We start from the raw sequence: 22,958 nt of genomic DNA on the forward strand, positions 1-22,958 counted from the left end.
AAAGAAGGAGGATACATATTATGGCACACGTAATTAGTGATGAATGTGTAAGCTGTGGTTCTTGCGAAGGCGAATGTCCAGTAGGAGCTATCTCCGAAGGCGATGGCAAATACGAAATCGATGCTGATGCTTGCGTTGACTGCGGAGCATGTGAAGCTGCCTGTCCTACAGGTGCTATTTCAGCAGAGTAATTTTTAATATTTGCGAGTGATCACAAGCATGAAAAGAGCATTTTGAATCTCAGATTCAGGATGCTCTTTTTCATATCCTTAAAATCGCTGCTGTTCCCAGTAATCTCAAGTCACTTCCTGACACAATTTGACGAACGGTTTCTAAGGCGTTTTACACCCCCTCATGCTATAATAATACCGAAAACAGATCATAGGAGGTATATTTTAATGGGCGAGGTCAGATTTATGATTTCTGAAGCGGCAAAACAGGTTCATGTAGAATCTCACGTTCTGCGTTACTGGGAGGAAGAGCTTGAGCTTGTCATCGGACGCACAGAAATGGGACATCGATATTATACCGAAGATGATATACAACTCTTTTGCTGTATTAAAAAACTAAAAGATGCCGGAATGCTTTTAAAGGACTTAAAGCCTCTCATTCCGGAATTAAAATCAACCAAACTGAAGCTTCAAAAGACAGAGGCATTAAAAAAAGCAGCTCTGAAAAAAGAAACGGCCGCCTCGACTGTTTCAGCTCCTGCTGCGGTTTCCGCTCCGGCGGCTGTGTCAACTCCAGCAGCCATCTCCGAAGCAGAAGTCGTGCCGGTCACTCAACTGGAACAGGTCCGTTCTCTAATCGGAGATGTATTGACAGAGGTCGTCGTGTCCAACAATGAAGAATTAAAAAAAGACATCAGTAAGTCTGTCACTACTGATGTCATACGAGAAATGGACTTCCTCTTCCAGGCAAAAGAACGGCAGGAAGAAGAACATTTCCGCAAACTGGACACGCTGATCCGCCAGCAGCAGGCGAACCGCAAAGAGGCGGCCCGCGAACATCCGCTCGGCAGATTAAAAAATATGTTCAATCACTGCTGATCCTGACGAAGTTCATTTCCAAAACGGGTGTACTGCGGCATCCATGCCAGTCTGACGGTTCCAACCGGACCGTTTCTCTGTTTTGCAATGATGATTTCCGCAATATTTTTGTCTTCTGTATCAGGAATATAATAATCCTCACGATAGATAAACATACAGACATCGGCATCCTGCTCGATGGCTCCGGACTCACGAAGGTCGGAAAGCATCGGGCGTTTGTCCGTTCTCTGTTCTACCGCACGGCTCAACTGAGACAATGCGATCACCGGAACATTCAATTCTCTTGCCAGTCCTTTTAGAGAACGGGAGATCTCGGAAATCTCCTGCTGACGGCTTTCATTGCTTCTTCCACCACTTCCGCTCATCAACTGCAGGTAGTCGATGATGATCAGATCCAGACCGTGCTCTAACTTGTACTTACGGCACTTGGAACGCATCTCTGTAATAGAAATACCCGAAGTATCGTCAATGATCAGTTTTGATTTTCCGATCGTACCGGCACCTTCGATCAGTTTTTCCCAATCCGAATCTTTCAGGTTTCCGGTTCTCAGTATCTGCGCATCCACATGAGCCTCCAAAGAGAACAGACGATTTACAAGCTGTTCTTTGGACATCTCAAGACTGAAGATGGCAACGGCCTTCTCCTGACGGAACGCCACATGCTGGGCAATGTTCAGTACAAACGCTGTCTTTCCCATAGACGGACGCGCCGCCACCAGGATCAGATCCGAACGCTGCAGACCGGAGAGTTTGTAATCCAGATCAATGAAGCCTGTCGGAATTCCGGTTACCGTTCCTTTTGTCTTAGACGCTTTTTCTATCACTTCCAGCGCATTTAAAACAACCTGCTTAATTGGCGTGTATTCCTGGCTGTTGCCATGCTGCGCCAGTTCAAAAATCCGCTTTTCCGCAGCATCCATGATCACATCCAGCGGTTGATTCTCCAGATAACAGTTGTTTGCAATCTCTTCATTGATCTTGATCATCTTCCGAAGAGTTGCTTTTTCGCGGACAATCTCTGCGTAATACTTAATATTTGCCGAGGTCTGGGCGTTGACCAGAAGTTCTCTTGCAAACTCCAGTCCGCTGATCTCCGGCGGAGCATTTTTCTCTTTCAAATGCTCCTGCAGTGTGATCAGATCCACCGGCTTCCCTGCCTGAAACAATTCTACCATCGCATCAAACAGCATTCCGTATGCACTCTGATAGAAATCCTCCCCTGTAAGCATCTCAGCTGCGACCATAATTGCATCTTTATCCATCAGCATGGCGCCCACAACCGCCTGCTCCGCTTCTGTGCTGTGGGGCAATATTCGTTTAATCGCTGCTTCCATAAACTCTATTTCCCCTTATGCTTCTTTCACGGAAACATTCAACTCTGCTGTCACTTCCGGATGCAGTTTTACAGATACGATATGTGTTCCCAGTGTTTTGATCTGCTCTTTCAGCTGAATCTTCTTTTTATCAATATCCAGATGCATCTGCTCTTTGACTGCCTCTGCAATCTCCTTGCTGGAAACAGAACCGAATGTTCTTCCGCCTTCACCGACTTTCATGGTAAGTACGACTTTTCCTGCTTTGAGTTCCTCTGCCAGTTTTTTCGCTGCATCCAGGTGCTCCTGTGCAACCTTGGCTTCATTGTTCTTCTGCAGCTTCAGGTCATTGAGATTTTTCCCGTTTGCTTCTACCCCAAGCTTTTTCGGCAGAATAAAGTTTCTCGCATATCCGTCATTTACATTGACAACCTCTCCTTTTTTTCCAAGAGCTTTTACATCCTGTAATAAAATCACTTTCATTTTATATATCTCCTTCCTCTATCATCTGGTCGATCGTTACCTTTAGCGCCTCGATCGCCTCTTTTACGTTTGTATGTTCAAACTGTGCGCCGGCTGAATTGATATGACCGCCTCCGCCCAGTTTTTCCGCTATGATCTGCACGTTTACTTCGTCTATAGAACGTGCGCTCAGGAAAATCCTTCCATTATACACTGTCAGCACAAAAGATGCCTTGATACCATTGATATCCAGCAGCTCATTTGCTGTCTGTGCCGCCAGTACCGTCGGACTTGCAATGTCACTCGGACACTCTGCAATGGCATACTGTTCTCTGTAGACCTCTGCCATACGCATCGCCTCTGCCTTGGCACGGTAAGACTCCATATCGTCCCGGAACATCTTTCTGACCCGGGTAATGTCCGCTCCGCAGCGTCTTAAATATGCCGCCGCCTCAAATGTACGGACACCGGTACGGTTCATAAAATTCCTCGTATCGATCATGATTCCTGCATACAGGCAGTCTGCCTCAATGGACGGCACCTTGATATCATCCACAATATACTGTAGGACTTCTGCCACCATCTCACAGGTGGAGGACGAATACGGCTCAATATAGGACAGGACCGCATTGTCGATCACCGTACTGCTCTGCCGATGATGATCCAGCACCGCAATGGTCTTAGATCTCTTTAAAAGTTCCGGACACTCTGTCATCTGTGGTTTGTTCGTATCTACCACCACGACCATAGCGCTGTCTGAAATATAATCCAGCGCTTCCCCGGAAGTCAGGAAAATATCTTTTCCATACACACTGCTCTGCGCGATCTCATCATACAGAGGTTTGATCGAGGTACTCACGTCGTTGATCACGATATGCGCCTTCTTTTCCATAGCAACAGCAGCTCTGTAAATTCCCATACACGCTCCAAAGGAGTCCGGATCTGAAATCTTATGTCCCATGACAATGACCTGATCCTTTGCCACAATGAACTCTCTGAGTGCCTCTGCTTTAACACGGGCTTTTACTCTCGTATTTTTAGCTGTCTGCTCTTTCTTGCCACCAAAATACGTGATTCCTTTACAATCCTTGATCACCGCCTGGTCTCCTCCTCTTGCCAGTGCAAGATCGATCGCCATACGGGCATAATTGTAACTCAGCGCATAAGTTGCTGTATTCAGTCCTAACCCGATGCTCAAAGTAGCGGATCGGGCATTTCCGATGTTGACCTGCTTAACTTCTTCCAGGAGAGAAAACTTATCTGCTTCAAACTTACGGTAGCTTTCTTTTTTCACAACAAAGAAATATTTATCATTCTCCAGTTTTTTTACAATTCCGTCCACATCATTGATATACTTATTGATCTTTCTGTCGATCAGAGCGACCAAAAGAGACTGACGGACTTCTTCCACACTCTCCATCACTTCATCATAGTTGTCAATGTAGATCAGCCCGGCAATAAGCCTCTGATCTTCATTTTCACGGATGTAAGAATTCAGTTCTGTCACATCTCTCATATAAAGTGCGATAAAATACTCTTTTTCTTTCGGAATCTGCAGCATCCGCTCGCTCTCGCTGAAGCCCTCCAGGGAAATCCTGCGCAGCTCCACCTGATAATCCCGCTCCTTATATGTGATCTCCAGCTCATTTCTGGTCTCATCATCCTTCGGAAAAATTCCCTTGTTCAATTCCGGGATTATCTTCTGGATAAACTTTTCTCTTCCATCCACGATTTCCGAAAAACGGTCGTTCTTCCATAAAATATGTCCATCCTCCAGAATGATCGCATAGGGAACGGTCAGTTCCTTTAACAGCGTGTTCTGAATTCCCTTGTACTGTGTTGAGAACTGGATCAAATCTGCCAGAATAAGAGAGCGGTTGTAAAAATATAACAATCCAACGATCATTGCATAAATAATGACGAATACCGTCATCGTAAGTCCGGCTTTTTGATCCGTCATATACATCCAGATATTCATTGCCAACAGTAAGATCGTCATGATCAGCGGCCACTGCATGTACATCCTCAGCTGCCCTTTTAAACGCATGTTTTTGTTCTTCATGATTTCCTATCCTCTATCCATACTTTCGTTTGCACAGCCTCCCCATACGCTGTGATTTCACAAACTCAGTCTTAGTATACCACTTTTTTGTCTCCGTGTCAGCTTTCATCCACATCCGGTTCCTTCGGCCGATATATCTCACCGGATTCCCGGTCAACAGCAATTCCCTTTTTTTCCAGATGCTCATAGACATCCCCACGGAGAAGTGCATACAGCACGGAAACGATTGGAATGAAAACCAGCATTCCCACGATTCCCATCAGACTGGCTCCGATACTGACCGCTGCCAGCACCCAGATAGACGGAAGTCCCACAGAACTGCCCACCACTCTCGGATAGATCAGATTTCCCTCGATCTGCTGAAGGATCAGGAACATGATCACAAAAACCAAAGCCTTCATCGGCGCCACCGTCAGGATCAGAAATGCTCCCACTACGCAGCCAATAAATGCCCCGAAAATCGGAATCAGCGCAGTAAACGCGATCAGAACACCAATGAGCATCGCATATGGCATCTGCAGGATTCCCATACAGATCACAAACATCGTTCCCAGAATCACGGCCTCCAGACATTGTCCTGTCAGGAAATTCGAAAATGTACGGTAACTCAGAGAACAAACATCCAGAACCTTTTTCACCAGATCTTCTTTCATGTATGCATACATCACTTTCCGGATCTGAATATTTAATTTTTCTTTCTGCAACAAAATGTAGCACGCAAAAACAAACGCAATCACAAAGGTTGTAATTCCACTGGCAATCCTTCTTGCCACTACAAACGTAGAGCCAAGAACGCTGCTCGCTCCACTCGTAAAAAACTTCACGACTTCATTTATTATTTTGTCCCAATCCAGCGTCAGACTGTCCAGCCATTCCTTGATTTCCTTATTGTTATGGAAAATCTCTTCTGCCCAGCTCTGCGCTTTCGGCATAAATGACTGTATCCCTTTCCCGATTGATATAAAAGTGTCCCCCAGCTTCGGAAGCACTCCGAATACCACCAGCCCGATCACACTGACTACTACGATCAGCGTAATGATCAGACTGACCGGACGCGCCAGCCTCTGTGCCACTTTTTTATTTTTCATCATTTGATTTTGAAACAGCTTTTCTTCAAAAAAACTCATCGGAACATTGATCACAAATGCAATTGCACCGCCTAAAAGAAACGGATATACAATTCCCACTCCCTGTCCAAGCACATCCAGAATTAATGAATAATTCCACAATGCGATCAGAAGAATCACTGTAAACACGATCAGTCCCCGTATCTTTTTTAAATTTTCTTTGTTTAGATTCATACTTTACCTGCTCTTTCTGTCATTGTTCAGATTCTCTCCATGATTCCATCATTCTAACACAGAAGCTGCATTTGTTCCACTTTTTATTGCTCTTTTTATATAAAAAAACTCCGAACCTGTCACTGACAAGCCGGAGTCTTTTGTTCGTTTATAAAAGCGATTAGTCCTGTACGTATGGCATCAGAGCAATGTGTCTTGCTCTCTTGATTGCTACTGTAAGGGCTCTCTGATGTTTTGCACAGTTTCCTGTAATTCTTCTAGGAAGAATTTTTCCTCTTTCAGAAACGTACTTTTTCAGTTTTGCTACATCTTTATAATCGATTTCGTTATTCTCTTTTCCACAGAATACGCAAACTTTTTTTCTTCTGCGTGCAGGGCCTCTCTTTTTGAAGCCGCCTTCTGGTCTGCTACCTTTTTCGTAAGCCATCTTCATTACCTCCTGTTTTGATAACTATGGCTTTTGAAGTTAGTTAAACGGTAATTCTTCGTCGATTCCATCCGGAATGTTCATGAAACCGTCCCCTGCATCAATACTTGGTGCCGGGCCAGGTGCCGGTGAAGACTGGAATGAACTTCTGTTTGCTTCGCTTTCGGCTCTGCTCTCAGCAAATTCCTGATCCTCTACAATCACTTCTGTTGTGTAGACTCTCACACCGTCTTTGTTTGTGTAGCTTCCTGTCTGGATTCTTCCGGAAACGGAAATTCTCATACCCTGACGGAAATATTTCTCTGCAAACTCAGCAGAACGTCCGAACACAACACACGGAATAAAATCTGCAGTCGGTTCTCCATCTCTTTTGAATCTGCGGTCTACTGCTACTGTATATCTTGCAACTGCAGTTGCACTGTCACCCTGTGAATATCTAACTTCCGGGTCTCTTGTCAAGCGACCCACCAAAACCACTTTATTCATATATACCTCTCTTCTCTTATGCTTCCTGTCTTACGCATAAATATCTGAGTACGTTGTCCATGATGCGGATACGCTGTTCGATCTCACCTGGAACACTCGCGTCAGACTCGAAGTGTACGAAGTAGTAAAATCCTTCTTTCATTTTCTGAATTTCGTAAGCGAATCTTCTCTTACCCCATTCATCAACGTCTGTTACGTTACCACCGAAACGTGTGATCATCTCTTTTACTTTCTCGATCACAGCAGCTCTGGCATCGTCTTCGATTTTTGCGCTGACAACAACAGCTAACTCATACTTGTTCATGTTCTGCACCTCCTTATGGTCTCTGGCTCCCGGCTCCTCCGGGAACAAGGAAAATTGTGTCCGCTGATAATTCAGCAGTACGTCACAGTTTCCTATTCTACCATAAGAATCTGCTCGTTTCAAGACTTTTTCTTAATTTCTTTTGTATTCTTTTCTACCAGCCTGCGCGCCACCATGATCTGATGTCCGCATCCCTGACATTTCAGTCGGAAATCAGCTCCCACACGCAGCACCTCCCATTCACAGCTGCCGCACGGATGAGGCTTCTTCATCCGGATTACATCTCCCACATCAAATCTGTCTGCCATGTCCTACTCCTCTTTGATCAAAACTCCCTGCAGAAGAAATCTTTCATCTTCATTGACATTTGTACAAGTAGAAAGACTGACGATCTTGGAATTTCTGTCCACTCCCGGAGACGTCACATAATTGGACGTACTCTTACACTCTGCCAGATATGCTTCAAACTCTTCATCTGTCGTAATATTCAGGTTATAGACTTCTGCCGAATCCTTCACTACTCTTGCAGAAAAGACCTCGTAAGTCCGTGTCTTTCTGTCCGGTGTGTAAATATAGAAATACGGATGCGCCTTATAAAAATCTTCACTTGCATATTCATTCAGCTGGGAGAACATCTCTCCTCCGACTTTCATATTGTGTCCGTAAATAAACGTATTCCGGTCGCTGAAATCATTCTGATTGCGCATATCCATGAAAATTGCTCCCAGTTTGTTGTCATTTGCGGAAAACGTCTTTGTCAGATATTCGTTATTATCTGCACTCTTCACAACAGGATAGCTGATGATCGACGGCTGGTCAAAGCGCAGCCATGCCACGGTATCCGGATTTTCCTGCATCAATTTGTCGAAATCCACCTGAAACTTCGGAGCTTCTTCCACTCCCTCCCCAATCTTGTCGCTGACGATGGCAAGATTTTTGATCTCGTCATACTCCTCACCGCCAGTGTAGTACGGAACCATCATCATTGCCAGCTGATACGCGGAAAACACAAACACACAAAGTGCGATCAGAAGCACTGTCAGTGATAATGGATCCCAGCCTTTTTTCTTTTTACTTTTCTGCTGCTTTTTTTCTTTCATTTCAACCTCTTCTACCTGTTTCATTGTTGTTATTTTTTAAAATCCCAGAGACTCATTCACCAGGATCACTTTGATTCTTCCCGGAATCTGACTGTATCTTGTAATTAAGATCTGAGAACAGATACATCCCTGTTTCTTGCAGTCAAAACAGGTTCCGCCCGAAACACACGGCGTCTCTTTCTGAAACCGCTGCGCATTGATCGGCGCTGCCTCATTTCTTGCCCGGTGCAGTGCATCCTCCTGTGTCTTGATAACCTTGTTCATCCCCACGATCAGAAGAACATTCTTCGGACCATACGCATAGGCTGCCACCCGGTTCGCCACACCGTCGATATTCACAAGAACGCCGTCTTCACTTACTGCATTGGTGCTGCCCAGAAAGAAATCGGCAAAAAATGCTTTATGCATCATTTCTTCTCTCTCTTTTGACGTCTCTGTCTGATCTCTGTCATATAACGTGTAATCTCCGTTTCGAATGACATCCATCAGTCCGGCTTCTGCCACGCTCATCGTTCCGCCCCAGCTGATCGTACTTCCCTTCGGCATCAGCTCCAGAGCTTTTGCGACTGCCTCTTCCTTTGTCTCTACATAATATGCATCCATATTTCTGCTCTTTAAGGCATTCACAACCCTTGCCCCAAGGACAGCGTTTCTCATACTTCTGACATCCATCCTGCATTCTCCTTTCTGATCTGTGCAAGCACTCCGTAGATTGCATATGCAACTCCAAACTCTTCATTGGACTTTGTGATATATTTTGAAACCGTCTTCACTTCCGGCATTGCATTCTCCATCGCCACTGTTGCTCCAAAATCCATAGACAGCATGGAATAATCATTCAGGCTGTCTCCAAGAACCATCACCTCATCCATCGTATACCCCAGTGATTCGATGTACTGTTTTAAGACCGGTCCTTTCTGTGCCTCCACTGCCGTAATCTCTAAGTTTGTCTTAAAAGAGGAAGCCACTGCCAGTTTTTTATTTTTCTCCAGTTTTTTGCTGATCCTTGCCAGCATTTCCAGGTCGTTGGAATACAAAAATACTTTGTAGACTGATACCTGCGACTCTTCCAGTTCTTGAAATTCGGAGATGATCTTCGTATTTTCTACGATTCTCCGATAGAGAGGGGAAGATAAAACAGCACTCTCATCCGTATCCTGACCGGTATCCATATGAAACAGCTGGATCTGTTTCAAAAAACTTTCTTCGATTTCTTTTTTCGTTCCGATCCGGTAGTCATAATCTCCGGAACTGAAAATGATCGAAACCGGAAATTCTTTCAGATTTTCGTAAATCTCCTCACACAACTCCATCGAAAGCGGTGCTGTACTGACGATCTGCTGCTTTTGATCCCGCACTTCCGCTCCGCTTCCGACAATATAATCACAGACAATATCTGTTTCTTTTAATTCTTCCATTGCGCCTTTAAAGTTTCGTCCTGTGGCGATCATAAAACGGATTCCCGCATCGCATGCCTCATGGATTGCTTTTAATGTCTCAGGCGCTACTTTATGGTCATTACCAAGAAGAGTTCCATCCATATCGCTTGCTATTACTTTTATCATGGTGTTCTCCTGCTTTCCATTCTTCTGATGTTATTGTTCCCACCAGTAATTTTCTGTTGTTTCATATGTCCATAAGAATTAGCATAATGACTGTCGAACAGAAAGTCAACGATTTTTCATCTGATTTTTATGACAATTTACGATTTAATCCCGGCATTTAACAATGTTTCCACTTCCTCCATCTGCCCGAGGATCTTCTGCTGCCGTTCTTCAAATAAAAGCCCTTTATTATACCGATAGTACGCATCGGATCCGTTTTCTTTGATAAACCACACACTGTAGTAATTCGCATTTAATTCTGTAATAAATGCCACCATCTCCTGGCTCTCTCCAAATGCAGCTTCCAGAAACGCAAACACATGCTGCAGCATACCGGCTGCCTCTTCTGTCTGTTCCTCCAGCCTCTCTGCCTCCGCTTCAAACTGTGCTTTGACTTCCTCATAGACCGCTTCTTTGGAACCGGATGACTCATTCACACGGATTCTGGCAGTTTCAAAAAACGCTTCTGCCTTCTGCATGGTTTTCTCTTCTGTGCGGGTCAGCTGCTCCGCTTTTTTTCCTGCTTCCAGATCCTGCGTAATCTGTCCGATCACCGTTTCCAAAGACCACTCTTTCTGATGCTCCCGATATAAAAGCATGTATTCATAAATTTTCGTGACCATTGCATCTGCCCGATAACAGGCTGCAAACGCCTCGCCAAGACGGCCGCTCAAAAGTCCTGCGATGCTCAGATGCTCATCCAGCGGCGCATTCTTGATCTTCTGAATTATGGACGGATTCCATTCTCCTTTTAACAGATCTTCCACTGCATAATCCTGTTTGTACTTATAATAAAGCGCCAGATAGTTTGCAAAATCTTTTGCGATCATCTTGTGCTGGATATACTGATAGACCACATCCCTGTCCACTGTCTTTTCCAACATCTCATACACCTGTATCAGTTGGGATAAATCTTCCCAGCCTCTTGCTGTCGCAAATACTTTTCCATCTACTGTATTCTCAATCCGATAAAAATTCTTTCTGCGGATTTCAAGATAAGAGATCACTGCCGGGTGGATTCCCTGACGATATGCATATTCTTTCCATACTTCGAAATTTTCCTCCACATCGATCCGTTTGATACGATCCAGTGTCACCACGTCAAATTCACGCACGGATTTGTTGTACTCCGGTGGATTTCCCGCTGTTACGATAATCCAGCCTTCCGGCACCTTCTGATTTCCAAATGTTTTGCCCTGGAGAAACTGCAGCATCGTCGGCGCCAGCGTCTCTGACACGCAGTTGATCTCATCCAGAAACAAGATTCCTTCCCGAATTCCGGTCTTCTCAATCTTGTCATACACAGATGCGATAATCTCACTCATCGTGTACTCTGTTACAGATACCGTTTTCCCACCGTACTCTTTTTCCTGAATAAACGGCAGCCCTACCGCACTCTGTCTTGTATGATGTGTGATCGTGTATGCTACCAGCCCGATACGGCATTCTTTCGCAATCTGTTCCATAATCTGTGTTTTTCCGATTCCCGGAGGTCCCACCAGAAAGATCGGTCTCTGGCGGATCGCCGGAATCCGATAATCTCCAAATTCATCTTTGGCCAAATATGCCTCAATAGAATCTTTAATTTCCTGTTTTGCTCGCTTTATATCCATGTATCTCCTCCCATTTCTGATTCTTCTATAATAAGTTTCAATGCCCAGGCCGGCACGTCCACATCCCGGTAATCCTCCTGCATAAATACAAATGCCGTCTTGTATGCCGACATTTTCCCCGGATAGATTCCGTAACCGTCTGTAAAATAGAGCAGTCCCTTCAATTCTTCAAATTCATGATTTTCCAACATCTGATCCACATATGCAAATGCCGGACGAAAATCCGTCCCGCCCTCTCCGTACAACTTTAGATGCTCCATATATTCTTTCAATTCTTCTTTGCTTGTGATCTTTTGGTCGGACTGCACAGTCTCATCACACTGCAGGATATGAATGTTGGTCTTTTTAAAAAAGCTGTCCTCTTCACACAAAATGCCATATGTCTCTTCCAGAAATTTTCGTACCAGATTTTGGGAACAGGACATGGATGTGTCGATCACAATCACAAATTCTGCAACTTTTTTGACTTCTTTTGTTTCCTGCGGTTCGATCAGCGGCATATTTCCGTACATTTGAAGTCCATAACTGTAAAACGTATAATCGAACGTATCCGGATCCACACCGTTTTCCTCCCTAAACACCGCAAATTTCCGTAAAAATTCCCGGTAATCCTGTCGTTTCCTGTTTTCGATTTTTACCTGATCCAGAAAATCTCCGGTCTGCCTGGATGCCTCTTTTGAAAATGTCTCCAGATCGGTCTCCATCTCTTCATTGATCTCCTGCCATTTCTGGTTCATCTGCGGGCTTGGCTTCTGATCCGGTTTTTGATTCTCCCAGTATCTGTGGTCATCCTGATAAAACTCCTGCTCCAGCTTCAACAATTCTTTCTCTTCTAACTCCCAGGCAGTCAGAATCCGATAGATACGCTCGGCATTCAGAACTTTTTTCTCTGCTTCCAGCTTCCGGTAGGTCTCCCGTCTGAGAAGACTCCTGGAAAATCGGACACTTCTGTGATAAATCCCATCTATCATATGCTCTGCTGCAATATCACAGCTCAAATTCCAATAGCGCCCGTCCATGCCCTGTTTGATAAAATGCCGGAAAATACAGTGAAACACCATGTGCAGATATCCCCGGTTCACAAGAATCCGATTCTGCCGGTACAAGCCCCCAAGCTGCTGCGGGTGAAAATATATCACTGCTCCATCCGTTCCAAAGGGACTGACAGACGAATCCATCTGATATACAAAACTGCTCAGCGCCACATCCAGAAAACGCATTCCCAGATACAGCTCATCCCTTGCAGCACCTAAAATACTGCTGCCGATCTGTTGAAGCTTTTCGGCTGCTTCTCTACTGTTTTCTTCTTCCATACGCATATATCCCTTCTATTATATTGTACATTTACAACACAAATTTTTTCTTTCTGACCGGCTGCATCTGCTGCCGTTCATTCATAAGCAGACTTAAAATCTCCGACTTCTGCTTGTCGGAAGCGCACTCGATCGCCATGTCCAGCCCCTCTGATGTCCACAGTTTTTCTCTGGAAATCAAGCGTATCCTTTCTGTCTGTTCATTCTTGATCAGATATGGAACGATTTCTTCCAGATGGGACCTGATATATCCCAGATAAGCTGTTTCTCCCCTTGTCGAAAGCCGGATGGGAAACAAAAGCCTCCCGAAACACAGATCAATGAGTACAGGCAGCTTTTCCATCACCACTGCCATAGAAAACAATTCATCATATTTCTCGTAATCCAACTCCTTTGCCAGAAAACACTGCCGGTAATTGTTTCCCGAACCATGATGCTGGGTATACAAAATCCGGGCTGGCGTATTCTCCACTGCTTCTTCATAATGCCCCGGGAATACCAACTCCGCTTTCTGACCGCCAAATGCTCCGTTTTCGTAAACGAAAGTCACATCCATTCTCTGCCACAGCTCTCCCAGAATCTCTTTTACACAGCTTTTACTTCCAAATTGCAAGTGAACAATCAGTTTCTGTAAATTTCCGCACACTGTAAACGCTCCGCTTCCGATCTGCATCAGATTGTCCGAGAACTCCAGCTTTTTTAAGTTTCTGCATCCATAGAAAATATAACGCCCGATCTCCCGCATGGTATCGGGAAAAACGACTTCCTCCACCGCATCGCCTGCAAGCAGTTTTTCCTCTGCCGACCTTTGTCCGATCTGATCCGTATCATATGTCTGTACATCAATCTCTTCCTTGTCTTTTCTTGCAGAAAACGCATAGGGCGCTGCCTTTATTACCGGTTTCCCCTCAATCTGCTCCGGAATGACAACCTGACTGTCTGTCCCGAAACACCGGACGATCTCTATCCCCTCTCCAGATACTCTGTAATGTATTTTCATAGAACTGCTTTTTTCCTCCTGCGGATTGTTCTTACTAAGAATTTAGTTTATCATGGATTGTCAAATTCAACAACTTAAGACAACGGTTAATGAAAGAATCCTGGAAAGTGTATGATACTGAAAAAACAGCCCTACCTTGCGATAGGACTGTTTTTCAGAAATAAGTTTTTCATGTATCGTTTGAGATTTTTTCAACTAACTGTTCGATCATTAATATATTAGCTGCCTATATCCCGCTATTCAGAACCCGAAGCAGCATATCCCCGGTTCCTACATTATATCCGCTTGCCGAATACACACCCTGCATTCCTTCTTTTACAACAAGAATCAGCGGCAGCTTATCCGGGTCCCCATACATTCTGCGCGCCAGTACATTGATATTTTCCGTTCCTTCATCATAGTACACCGCTGCTTTCGGCAGCTCTGCCTTTGTTTTTGCAAATGTCGGATCTGCCTGATCTTCTTTATGTTTCAAAATCAGATTTACCCGGCTTCCAAGCGCTGCAAATTCCTGACTTCTCTCACGGAGTTCGTTTAAAATATGTTCCGTTGGTTCCTTTCCAACCTCATGCCAGATAAACAACGAGGTTCCCTCTTTGACTTTTTGACTTCCCAAAATTTTTATTCCCTGCTCATCTTCTACCGCAAATTCTTCCAGCGGAATCTCTTCCAGCATATCCTTCAGCTCCGCTTTTCGAAGAGTCAGCTGGATTTCTTTTGTCTGACCATTTTCGATGTCAAATTCTGTGCAGGCAGCAAACTGGTTCCCGTTCGGCAGACGGTTTGTTGTGATCACACGGTATGTCCCCGCTTCCACTTCCAGCTTTGCCTCTCCCTGATATCCTTCCCCAAGCTGCAGGGTCTGCCAGAGATAACCTGTCTCTGATTTTTTCGCAATCGTCCAGTTCTGCATATAGACCCATCTCGTATCATCCCCGGATTTCAAATGAATCTGCGCTGTTTTTTCACATACTTCTTCTGTTTTTTCAGAGTTTTCCACATTCAAAAATGCGTTTTCCCCATAATACTGCATTTCTCCATCCAGTGGATTTAATCTTGCCGGAACGCCCAGTGTACGGCAGATCGCCACAAACAACACCTTCTTCGATTCCAGACTTGCCCTCTGATAGCGAAGCGTTCCCGCCGGGGTTGTTAAAAGCTCTTCATATTCATATGCCGGTTCTTCCTGAATATTTTTGCAGATCCAATTCCAGATCTCTCTTGGATTCTTCTGAAACTGTGTTTTCTGCTCTTCTGTAAAAAATGCCTGAATTTTTCTTCTGTACGCACTCTGCTGTTCCCTTGAAATCCTTGGATTTAAAACATATTTTGCAAAAATCTCCGAAGGAAATGTATGTCCCCATACACATGCCTCCTCAAGATGCTCCAAAAGTTCCTGCGCCTTACAGTCTCTGAAATCTTTCAGGCTCAACTGATCCAGAAGCGCCTTTTTCCAAAGTGCATTTGGTGTTTCTGCATCGAGAAATTTTTGAATTTCCTGATGATTTCCCTTACTGTTTTCCAGTGCGTTCCCTGCTTCTTCTCCAAAGAAACTGTTTACTTTCGCAAGCCGCTTTTCTGTCGCCTGACGGAATTTTTGCGCACCTGTCTGCTTCTGCTCTTCTGTCGGTCTTTTCGTGTTGACAGGAGCATCCGAAGGTGCGATCATATCGAACGCCACCCACTCCTCTGCTGATTTTTCTGCTTTTTTTCCTGCAAGAACCAGTGTCTGCGCAGAAATTTCACGCGTATCCAAAATGGCAGTCACATGTCTATCTTCCTTCCACACGGAAACAAACAGGCTTCCTTTTCCGGTCCTGAGCACGACCTTCCCGTTTGCATCTGTTTTCTTTCGGGAGATTGCAACCAGCTCTGCATAATTCAACAGTTCAAAGCTAACTTCCGCATCTGCCACAGGAGTTCCGTCTTCTTCTGTCACAAACAGCTCCAGATCAACTGTTTTTGCATATCTGGAAAGCTGGTTCACCCCTGAGGTCACATCCGGATGTTCAATCACATCTCCGTCTGCCTGTTGTGAACCGAAAATTCTGGAATTGATCATCATAGAGCGGGAAGATGCATTGACGAACCATCCCAGATCCAGAATCTCTTCCGGCTCACAGGCTCCCAGAAAATGCCACGTTCCTTCACACCATACTTCGACCCAGGCATGATTGTCATCGCAATGTGCCCAGCGGTGCGCATATACCTGCCTTGCCGGGATTCCGATACTGCGCAGCGCATTTACCGTAAATACCGACTCTTCTCCGCAGCGTCCGATCCCGTTTCGATACACGGCCTCTGCAGAGATGGTACGGTCATCCGTTGCCTGATAAGTGGCTTCTTCGGCACACCAGTAATTTGTTTCCAGAATCGCTGCTTCCATCTGTTTTCCTGCAACTCTCTCCTGTAACTGTGCGTAAAATAAAGGTCTGCAGGAAGTAATTCCTTCGGTATTGACACGGTGGAATACCACATTGTCCAGAAAAATCTCATCCGGAATCCGGGTTTCTCCTTTCCAGATCTGTTCTTTTCTTAACTGTGCACCATGTGCTGCAAACTCTCGAAACATCTCGTAGGAATAATCTGCCACATCACTAAACGGCATATTGGCGTATAAATATTTTAAAAGCAGTGCAATATCTGCCGGCTCTGCATGAATCCTGGCCTCAATCTCTTTTCCTGCTCTCTCAAATTTTTCCGTGAAAACAGCAAACTGCCTCCGGATATTTTCTTCTGTCTCTTTTAAAAACATGTCTCTTCTCCTCCTGCCAACAGATAATACAAGCTGGATGTTCCCGCAGCAGTCGCTCCCTGCGGCTGTCCCTGGTACAACGGATTGTCTGTCCATGCGGTTCCCGCGATATCCAGATGGATCCACGGACGTCCCTGGGCAAACGCCTGAATGAACAGACCTGCCGTGATCGTTCCGCAGTAATCCCGTCCCATATTTTTGATATCCGCAATCTTACTTTCGATCATCTGTTTCTGTTCTTCAAAAATCGGAAGTCTCCAGTAGCGTTCTCCGCTTGTCTGTGCTGCCTTTAAAAATGCTCCGCAGAACGCATCGTCATCTGATAACAATCCTGCTGTGGAAAATCCAAGCATTCCCACAACTGCACCAGTCAGTGTCGCAATATCGATCACCCGGTCTGCATGCTCATCCTTCACCATATATGCCATAGCATCGGCAAGGATCAGACGACCTTCCGCATCCGTATTACAGATTTCAATCTTCTTTCCGCCATAGGAACCGATCACGTCTCCCGGAACCAGCGCAGACGGGCTGATCCTGTTTTCACACATTGGGATTACGCCGGTTACATTGACCTTGACCTGATTTGCTGCAAGTGCATAAATTGCCGCCGCAACTGCCGCACCGCCTGCCATATCGCCTTTGATCCCCATCATGGATCCTGCCGGTTTCAGACAGTACCCGCCGGTATCACAGGTCACTCCCTTTCCAACCAGTCCGGTTACCGGTGCCTCTTCGTCCCCACGATAGCGCATTACCAGCATACACGGTGGATTCTCACTGCTCTTTCCCACACTGGTCAGCGCTTCCATGCCCATTGCATTTAATTTACTGTATACGATCAATTCACATTCTACAGATGTTTCTTTCATATGCTCCATGATCTCTCTTGCAAAGTCCATCGGATGAAACAGATTTCCCGGTGCATTCACCATATTTCTTGCCCAGCTCTGTGCCTCTGCCAGAGAAATCCCCTGTTTTAATTCCCCCTGTGCTGCCGGATACAGATTTTCATCGATTCCAGTCAGTGTCACATCCGGAATTTCTTTCGGTTCCTCTCCCGGAAGACAGATTTCATAAGCTCCGGTATAAATTCCTTCGATCACGGCGCTGACTGCCCGCACACCTGCTGCTTCAAGAAACGGACGGATGTCCATCTCATACGCCTTGATCCCCATTCCTTTCACCGCGCCGGCTGCTCCTGCGGACAGTTCCTGAATGTTACGGATCGTAAGCGGTTCCTTCCCCTGTCCGATATAAACCGTCAGATTCTCATCCAGACCGCCCACTCTGGATACTGCCTGATAATCTGCTGACACGTATGTCAGATTTTCTGCCTCTTTTTTTCCGATAAATGCCACCCGTACGGATGCCTTTTTTTGTTCTGCTAATACAATCACGTTCGTCATCCTCCTTCTATGTCAAATGTTTGAATCCTTTTCCTGCTACTTTTTCCGCTTCTGTAATAATCACCAGTGCTTTGTCATCCACTTTGTGGATCCGCTTCTGCAAAAGCTCGCATTCCTTCTTTTCTGACACGCACATCACCACACGCTGTACCTCACTGGAATAACCGCCTTCTCCTTTTAATACGGTCACGCCGATCTTCCTGTCCAGAAATACCTGACGTACCTTATCGGTAGATTCGGCAATCACGATCATCAGATTTTTTGCATCTGCATTCTCCAGCATATGATCCATGAACATTCCCGAAATATACACCGTCACAACCGCATATAATAAGCTTTCAATATTACGATATACCATTGCAGAGGCAAGTACAACCGCAATATTCAATCCCGAGATCCAGGCGCCTACCTGAAACTGCGGATTGCATTTCTGCATGATCAGTCCCAGAAGAGAAATGCCCCCGGTGTTGGACTGTCCCATATGCACCAGCGCCAGACCGATCCCCATCATGGCTCCGCAAAACATAGCCGCCAGAAGAGGATTTCCTTTGTATACCGGAATCCTGACGATCACCAGATCTGTCACAATGGAGAGCAGAGCGGTAGACGCCAGGGTGCGAAACACGAAAGAACGCGGAAAATATTTTTTGACCACAATGATCAGAAGCAGCGGAATATTAAATACAAAGACAAACAGACCGATCGGACATCCTGTCAGATAATTGATCAGGATCGCAATGCCGCTTGCCCCTCCGGGTGCAATCTTGTGCGGCGCCGCAAAGCTGTTGATTCCAACCGCATAAATAAAAACGCCTGCCAGATTTAACAGCACACAACGGATGATGGTCTCTTTTTCTGTCTTCCAGTTTTTTGCTTCCACCTTGAACCTCCTGTAGAAAAGGGATGTCTGAAAACCTGTATCCCTATACAAATTTCCAGAACATCCCCTTCTTTTAATATTGAATACAAATCATCTGATGTCCGTCTACTTTTTTTACCGAAAATTTAACGTATTTGCCTTCCTGAACAAAAGAAAGCGGCGTTTCATCCGGAACACTTCTGACTTCTTTTACCTGTTTTCCATCTGTATTTACCTGAATTTCCAGATCATACAAAGGAATCTTGTCTTCTACGGTATAGATGTCTTCCGATCTCTTCTCCGTAATATAATGCAGGATATGCAGAACATCTCTGTTTTTCTCTTCCTGCGCATTCAACTGAATATTCAGTGTAGACGGGCCTTCATATCTGACCAGCTTTTCTCCGATGAAATATTCCAGCGCATCTTTCACCATCAGCTTGCACCATCTTGCCGCATTTTTACGGTACAGTGCAAAAACCGGGTGGGAGAAATACAGCGCATTGTTCCAGATCGTCACCTCCGGGCTTCCCACTTTCCCGGAAGACGGTGCATGCTGGTGTGAACAGAAGGTGTTTCCTTTTCTGTCAAAATACGGCTCTATCTTATCCATAAGCACTTCTGCATGTACCGGTTTTACATCATATCCTCTCAAGTACATGACAAACTCTTCTTTTGGCAGATCTTTTCCGATCACGTCATTCGGCATCACAAATTCTCTGTAATATTCCGATTCCTTCTCAAATGCCACACCGTAAATGCTCTCACTTCCGTCTTTTGGCAGACAGGAATCAAAAGAACCGATCACATGACCACCCTGTGCCAGATATGCTTCCATCTTCTGTTTCAGATCTTCATTATGATAAATGCAGTCCGGAAGAATCACTACCTGATAATCATCCAGCGGCATCTGACTGTCAATAATATCAAACTGATAGCCCAGCTCCTGCAGGATACGCACCGTTCCGATCAAAGATGGTGACAGAACAGAATCCTTTGCATCCTCCGGATAGAATTCCTCCGGTGTGATCACTGCGATCTCCGTCCGTGCTTTGACATCCCGGCAATACGGCTCTTTTTCCTCTACGCTTTTGTAAACATTCCCGATCAGGTCGTAAGCGCCTTTGGAGAGCACACCTCTTGGATGAAGCTGATCTCCGATGGAGCATCCTGCTCCCACTGCCAGCATATGGAAACATTCATATTCCAACGCTGCCTGATTTTTCAGAGAATGGAAATCTCCCCAGTATGTATGGAATTTTCCGGTCATTCCAATCATCTCTTTTCCGAGATTACGGGCATATCTGCTGGTTGCCGGGAAGTGATCATATCCCCAGCCGCCGCTTGGCAGAGATTCCAGCTCCAGATGGCTGTATTCTTTAAAACTGTTCTTGCTTCTTGGTCCCACATGAGATCCATTGTAAAAGATCGTTGCCTCCGGCGCCATGCTGTGGATAAATTCGCTGATCTCCGTCTTAAATTCATCCAGCATATGCTCTGCGTACCGCATCCGTTCCACTTTGGATTCGGTATCCATTCCAAGCTCCTGCATCTTCCTCACACAATGCTCACACTTGCAGTCTACCTGGAACAGAATATCCATAAAAATTCCATCCAGATTTTCCACGCCGATCACCTCGATCATATCCTGAAGCTGATCCTTGAAAAATTGTCTGTAACCGCTGTTCAGACAGATCGTGTGATAAAAATGCGGCGCCGGAACTCCCTGGGTATCAATAAATTCTCCATTTTCATCTACTGCAAGCCACTCCGGATGCTCGCGCATGATTCTTCCATCCCACTGTGCAGTTGTATAAACCGGCACTTTGATCCCTCTCTTATGACACGCCTCGATCTGCTCCAGTAAAAAGTTTTTGTTCTTCAATCCCGGGTGGATGAGCTCCGGAAATTTTTTTGACGGATAGTACAGCCATCCATGATGACATCTTGCAAAACATGTAATGGAATCTACATGTGCTTCTTCCAATGTTTTTGCAAATTCTTCTTTGTCAAAATCTGCTGCGATATCCGGTATGTACTCACTTGTATGAAAATCCAGATGCACCTGTCTGTATCTGATCTTGCTCATTTTATTTTCCTCCTCATGCCTATTCTTTCACAGCTCCCGCTGCCAGACCGCCTTCTACTTTTTCCTGGAATAACAGGTAGATCACAAGCGGAACAGCAACTGTGATCACGATTGCCGCCATCAGCGGGCCATAATCACTTCCACGCTCTCCGTTGAAGTTCAACAGTCCCAGTGCGATCGGCTTTAAGTTCTTGTCATTGATGAACAGAAGCGGGAACAGAATGTTGTTCCATGCACCCAGGAAGTTAAAAATAGAAATCGTGGAAATTGCCGGTACTGTCATCGGCAGCATCACATTTTTATAAATCTGGAAATAGGTTGCTCCGTCGATCAGAGCTGCTTCTTCCAGAGAACGGTTCACACCCTTCATAAAGTTGGTCACGACCAGAATACTGAACGGAAGGCTGAATGCCACATAGATCATAACCAGCGCCGGGATATTATTTTTCAGATTCAGCGCTCCGATAATGTAAGAAACCGGAACAAGTACAGTATGTACCGGAACCATCATTCCCAGCATAAAGAATAACAGTAAAAATTTGTTGCATTTAAAATCAAATCTGGACAGTACGTAGGCTGCCATTGTAGACACGATCGCAAGTACGATCACTGTCGCTCCTGCCTGAATCAAACTGTTTAAAAAGTAGTGACTCATGTTGGCACTTGTCCAGGCTTCCACATAGTTGGACCATTGCGGGACTTCCGGCCAGGAGAATGGTTTCGCAAAAATTTCTACTTTTGTCTTAATGGAAGACAAAAGGGTAAACAACATCGGGGTTGCAAACATCAGCGCTGTCAAAATCAGCAGAATATACATGATCACACTCTGCAGCGTAATTTTCTTACGAGTTTTTACTTTCTTTTTCATGTGTTCTTCCCCCTACTCCGCTTTCTTTCTGTTTGTGATCAGATTGCTTCCAACCGTACCCACAATACAGATCACCATGATAATGATTCCGATCGCGCTTCCTACTCCGTAATGGTTGTACTTAAACGCCTCATTGTACATCAATGTTGTCGGAAGGTTGGTCAGACCGTTCGGTCCGCCTCCTGTCATGGCAAATACAAGATCGAATACTTTGACAGATCCGATGATATCCATCAGAATACACATTGCCAGGATCGGTTTCAGCATTGGAACTGTGATCTTAAAGAATTTCTGGATCGATGTTGCTCCATCGATCGCTGCCGCTTCATATACATCATCCGGGATGGTCGTCAGACCGGCTAAAATAATAACCATGTAATAACCAACACCTGCCCAGACATTGACAAATACGATCGTATTCATCGCTGTTGCAGGATCTACCAGCCATGGCATCACCAGATCGCTGAGTCCGATCACTTCCAGCAGAGAGTTGAAAGATCCGGTCGGCATGAAGATGAAATACCACATCAGACCAACTGCAGTCAGCGGGAATACAGTCGGTACGAAGAACAACGCCTTAAAGATCCTGTAGCCTTTACACTTTGTATTGATCGCAACTGCCATCAGAAGTGCGATCGGGGTATGACAGATCACACTGATGATGACCATTCTTGCCATGTTCTTTAAAGAAAGAATAAAATCTGCATTGTGAAATGCATCGATATAATTTTTCAGTCCTACAAATTTCGGCGCAGATCCTGCAATTCCGTTCCAGTCAACCAGAGAAAAATAGATGGAACCGATAATCGGAATAATCTGAAATACCAGATAGATCACAAGTGCCGGAACAAGAAACAGCATAATGCCCATTCTTGTCTTTTTACTTTTTAACTTTATCATCCGGAAACCTCCTGTTCTTTAAAAAAATGCCCTGCACAAAGCTG

General features: G+C 45.1%; 22 protein-coding genes. 2 read left to right on the top strand and 20 right to left on the bottom strand.

From position 1 onward, the window contains the following. Positions 1-20: 20 nt before the first annotated feature. Together FXV78_RS04840 and FXV78_RS04845 are read left to right on the top strand one after the other, a co-directional pair. Complete coding sequence (locus tag FXV78_RS04840; RefSeq protein ID WP_009244075.1) at positions 21-191, top strand: DUF362 domain-containing protein; 171 nt, start codon at positions 21-23, stop codon at positions 189-191. A 207-nt stretch (positions 192-398) separates the two neighbouring features. Beyond that, on the top strand, positions 399-1,049 hold the full coding sequence (locus FXV78_RS04845) for a helix-turn-helix domain-containing protein (protein WP_022038453.1): 651 nt from the start codon (positions 399-401) through the stop codon (positions 1,047-1,049). Here FXV78_RS04845 and dnaB read toward each other — a convergent pair. The 20 genes from dnaB to FXV78_RS04945 form a co-directional block, all read right to left on the bottom strand. Then, complete coding sequence (dnaB, locus tag FXV78_RS04850) at positions 1,040-2,383, bottom strand: replicative DNA helicase (protein WP_004842006.1); 1,344 nt, start codon at positions 2,381-2,383, stop codon at positions 1,040-1,042. The genes FXV78_RS04845 and dnaB overlap by 10 nt on opposite strands. Positions 2,384-2,398: 15 nt before the next feature. After that, positions 2,399-2,845, bottom strand: coding sequence for a 50S ribosomal protein L9 (rplI, locus tag FXV78_RS04855; RefSeq protein ID WP_004842004.1), 447 nt, complete (start codon positions 2,843-2,845; stop codon positions 2,399-2,401). A gap of 1 nt (position 2,846) precedes the next feature. After that, positions 2,847-4,886: a DHH family phosphoesterase gene (locus tag FXV78_RS04860; protein WP_148844602.1), complete on the bottom strand. Its 2,040-nt coding sequence runs from the start codon at positions 4,884-4,886 to the stop codon at positions 2,847-2,849. Positions 4,887-4,984: 98 nt separating this feature from the next. Beyond that, complete coding sequence (locus FXV78_RS04865; RefSeq protein ID WP_004841993.1) at positions 4,985-6,187, bottom strand: AI-2E family transporter; 1,203 nt, start codon at positions 6,185-6,187, stop codon at positions 4,985-4,987. A 160-nt stretch (positions 6,188-6,347) separates the two neighbouring features. Further along, positions 6,348-6,614 carry a 30S ribosomal protein S18 gene (gene rpsR, locus FXV78_RS04870; RefSeq protein ID WP_009244089.1) on the bottom strand — a complete coding sequence of 89 codons (267 nt, stop codon included), beginning with the start codon at positions 6,612-6,614 and terminating at the stop codon, positions 6,348-6,350. A gap of 39 nt (positions 6,615-6,653) precedes the next feature. Next, complete coding sequence (locus FXV78_RS04875; RefSeq protein ID WP_004841984.1) at positions 6,654-7,100, bottom strand: single-stranded DNA-binding protein; 447 nt, start codon at positions 7,098-7,100, stop codon at positions 6,654-6,656. Between the two features lie 16 nt (positions 7,101-7,116). Continuing rightward, the gene (gene rpsF, locus FXV78_RS04880) at positions 7,117-7,404 is read right to left on the bottom strand and encodes a 30S ribosomal protein S6 (protein WP_024853895.1); all 288 of its coding nucleotides are present in this window, start codon (positions 7,402-7,404) and stop codon (positions 7,117-7,119) included. 119 nt (positions 7,405-7,523) lie between these two features. Continuing rightward, positions 7,524-7,712: a DUF951 domain-containing protein gene (locus FXV78_RS04885; protein WP_004841982.1), complete on the bottom strand. Its 189-nt coding sequence runs from the start codon at positions 7,710-7,712 to the stop codon at positions 7,524-7,526. Positions 7,713-7,715: 3 nt separating this feature from the next. Beyond that, complete coding sequence (srtB, locus tag FXV78_RS04890) at positions 7,716-8,504, bottom strand: class B sortase (protein ID WP_105084796.1); 789 nt, start codon at positions 8,502-8,504, stop codon at positions 7,716-7,718. 36 nt (positions 8,505-8,540) lie between these two features. Further along, on the bottom strand, positions 8,541-9,176 hold the full coding sequence (locus tag FXV78_RS04895; protein ID WP_039959539.1) for a lactate utilization protein: 636 nt from the start codon (positions 9,174-9,176) through the stop codon (positions 8,541-8,543). Then, complete coding sequence (locus FXV78_RS04900; protein WP_004841978.1) at positions 9,158-10,069, bottom strand: Cof-type HAD-IIB family hydrolase; 912 nt, start codon at positions 10,067-10,069, stop codon at positions 9,158-9,160. The genes FXV78_RS04895 and FXV78_RS04900 overlap by 19 nt, the downstream gene beginning before the upstream one ends. Before the next feature lie 137 nt (positions 10,070-10,206). Further along, positions 10,207-11,721 carry an ATP-binding protein gene (locus FXV78_RS04905; RefSeq protein WP_004841973.1) on the bottom strand — a complete coding sequence of 505 codons (1,515 nt, stop codon included), beginning with the start codon at positions 11,719-11,721 and terminating at the stop codon, positions 10,207-10,209. Next, positions 11,712-13,040, bottom strand: coding sequence for a vWA domain-containing protein (locus FXV78_RS04910; RefSeq protein ID WP_004841971.1), 1,329 nt, complete (start codon positions 13,038-13,040; stop codon positions 11,712-11,714). The genes FXV78_RS04905 and FXV78_RS04910 overlap by 10 nt, the downstream gene beginning before the upstream one ends. Positions 13,041-13,065: 25 nt before the next feature. Beyond that, positions 13,066-14,034, bottom strand: a complete 969-nt coding sequence (locus tag FXV78_RS04915) for a leucine-rich repeat protein (RefSeq protein ID WP_004841970.1) — start codon at positions 14,032-14,034, stop codon at positions 13,066-13,068. 226 nt (positions 14,035-14,260) lie between these two features. Then, complete coding sequence (locus tag FXV78_RS04920) at positions 14,261-16,789, bottom strand: transglutaminase domain-containing protein (protein WP_004841968.1); 2,529 nt, start codon at positions 16,787-16,789, stop codon at positions 14,261-14,263. Beyond that, on the bottom strand, positions 16,780-18,198 hold the full coding sequence (locus tag FXV78_RS04925; protein WP_004841967.1) for a leucyl aminopeptidase family protein: 1,419 nt from the start codon (positions 18,196-18,198) through the stop codon (positions 16,780-16,782). The genes FXV78_RS04920 and FXV78_RS04925 overlap by 10 nt, the downstream gene beginning before the upstream one ends. A 7-nt stretch (positions 18,199-18,205) precedes the next feature. Further along, positions 18,206-19,078 carry a YitT family protein gene (locus tag FXV78_RS04930; RefSeq protein WP_004841965.1) on the bottom strand — a complete coding sequence of 291 codons (873 nt, stop codon included), beginning with the start codon at positions 19,076-19,078 and terminating at the stop codon, positions 18,206-18,208. Between the two features lie 73 nt (positions 19,079-19,151). Next, complete coding sequence (locus FXV78_RS04935; RefSeq protein WP_004841964.1) at positions 19,152-21,146, bottom strand: putative glycoside hydrolase; 1,995 nt, start codon at positions 21,144-21,146, stop codon at positions 19,152-19,154. Between the two features lie 19 nt (positions 21,147-21,165). Continuing rightward, entirely contained in the window at positions 21,166-22,014 is an 849-nt protein-coding gene (locus FXV78_RS04940; RefSeq protein WP_004841963.1) for a carbohydrate ABC transporter permease, read from the bottom strand. Positions 22,015-22,026: 12 nt separating this feature from the next. Next, positions 22,027-22,914 carry a carbohydrate ABC transporter permease gene (locus FXV78_RS04945; protein ID WP_004841961.1) on the bottom strand — a complete coding sequence of 296 codons (888 nt, stop codon included), beginning with the start codon at positions 22,912-22,914 and terminating at the stop codon, positions 22,027-22,029. Positions 22,915-22,958: the final 44 nt, after the last annotated feature.

Origin of the sequence: Mediterraneibacter gnavus ATCC 29149 (assembly GCF_008121495.1) — a bacterium.
Classification (GTDB): domain Bacteria; phylum Bacillota; class Clostridia; order Lachnospirales; family Lachnospiraceae; genus Mediterraneibacter; species Mediterraneibacter gnavus.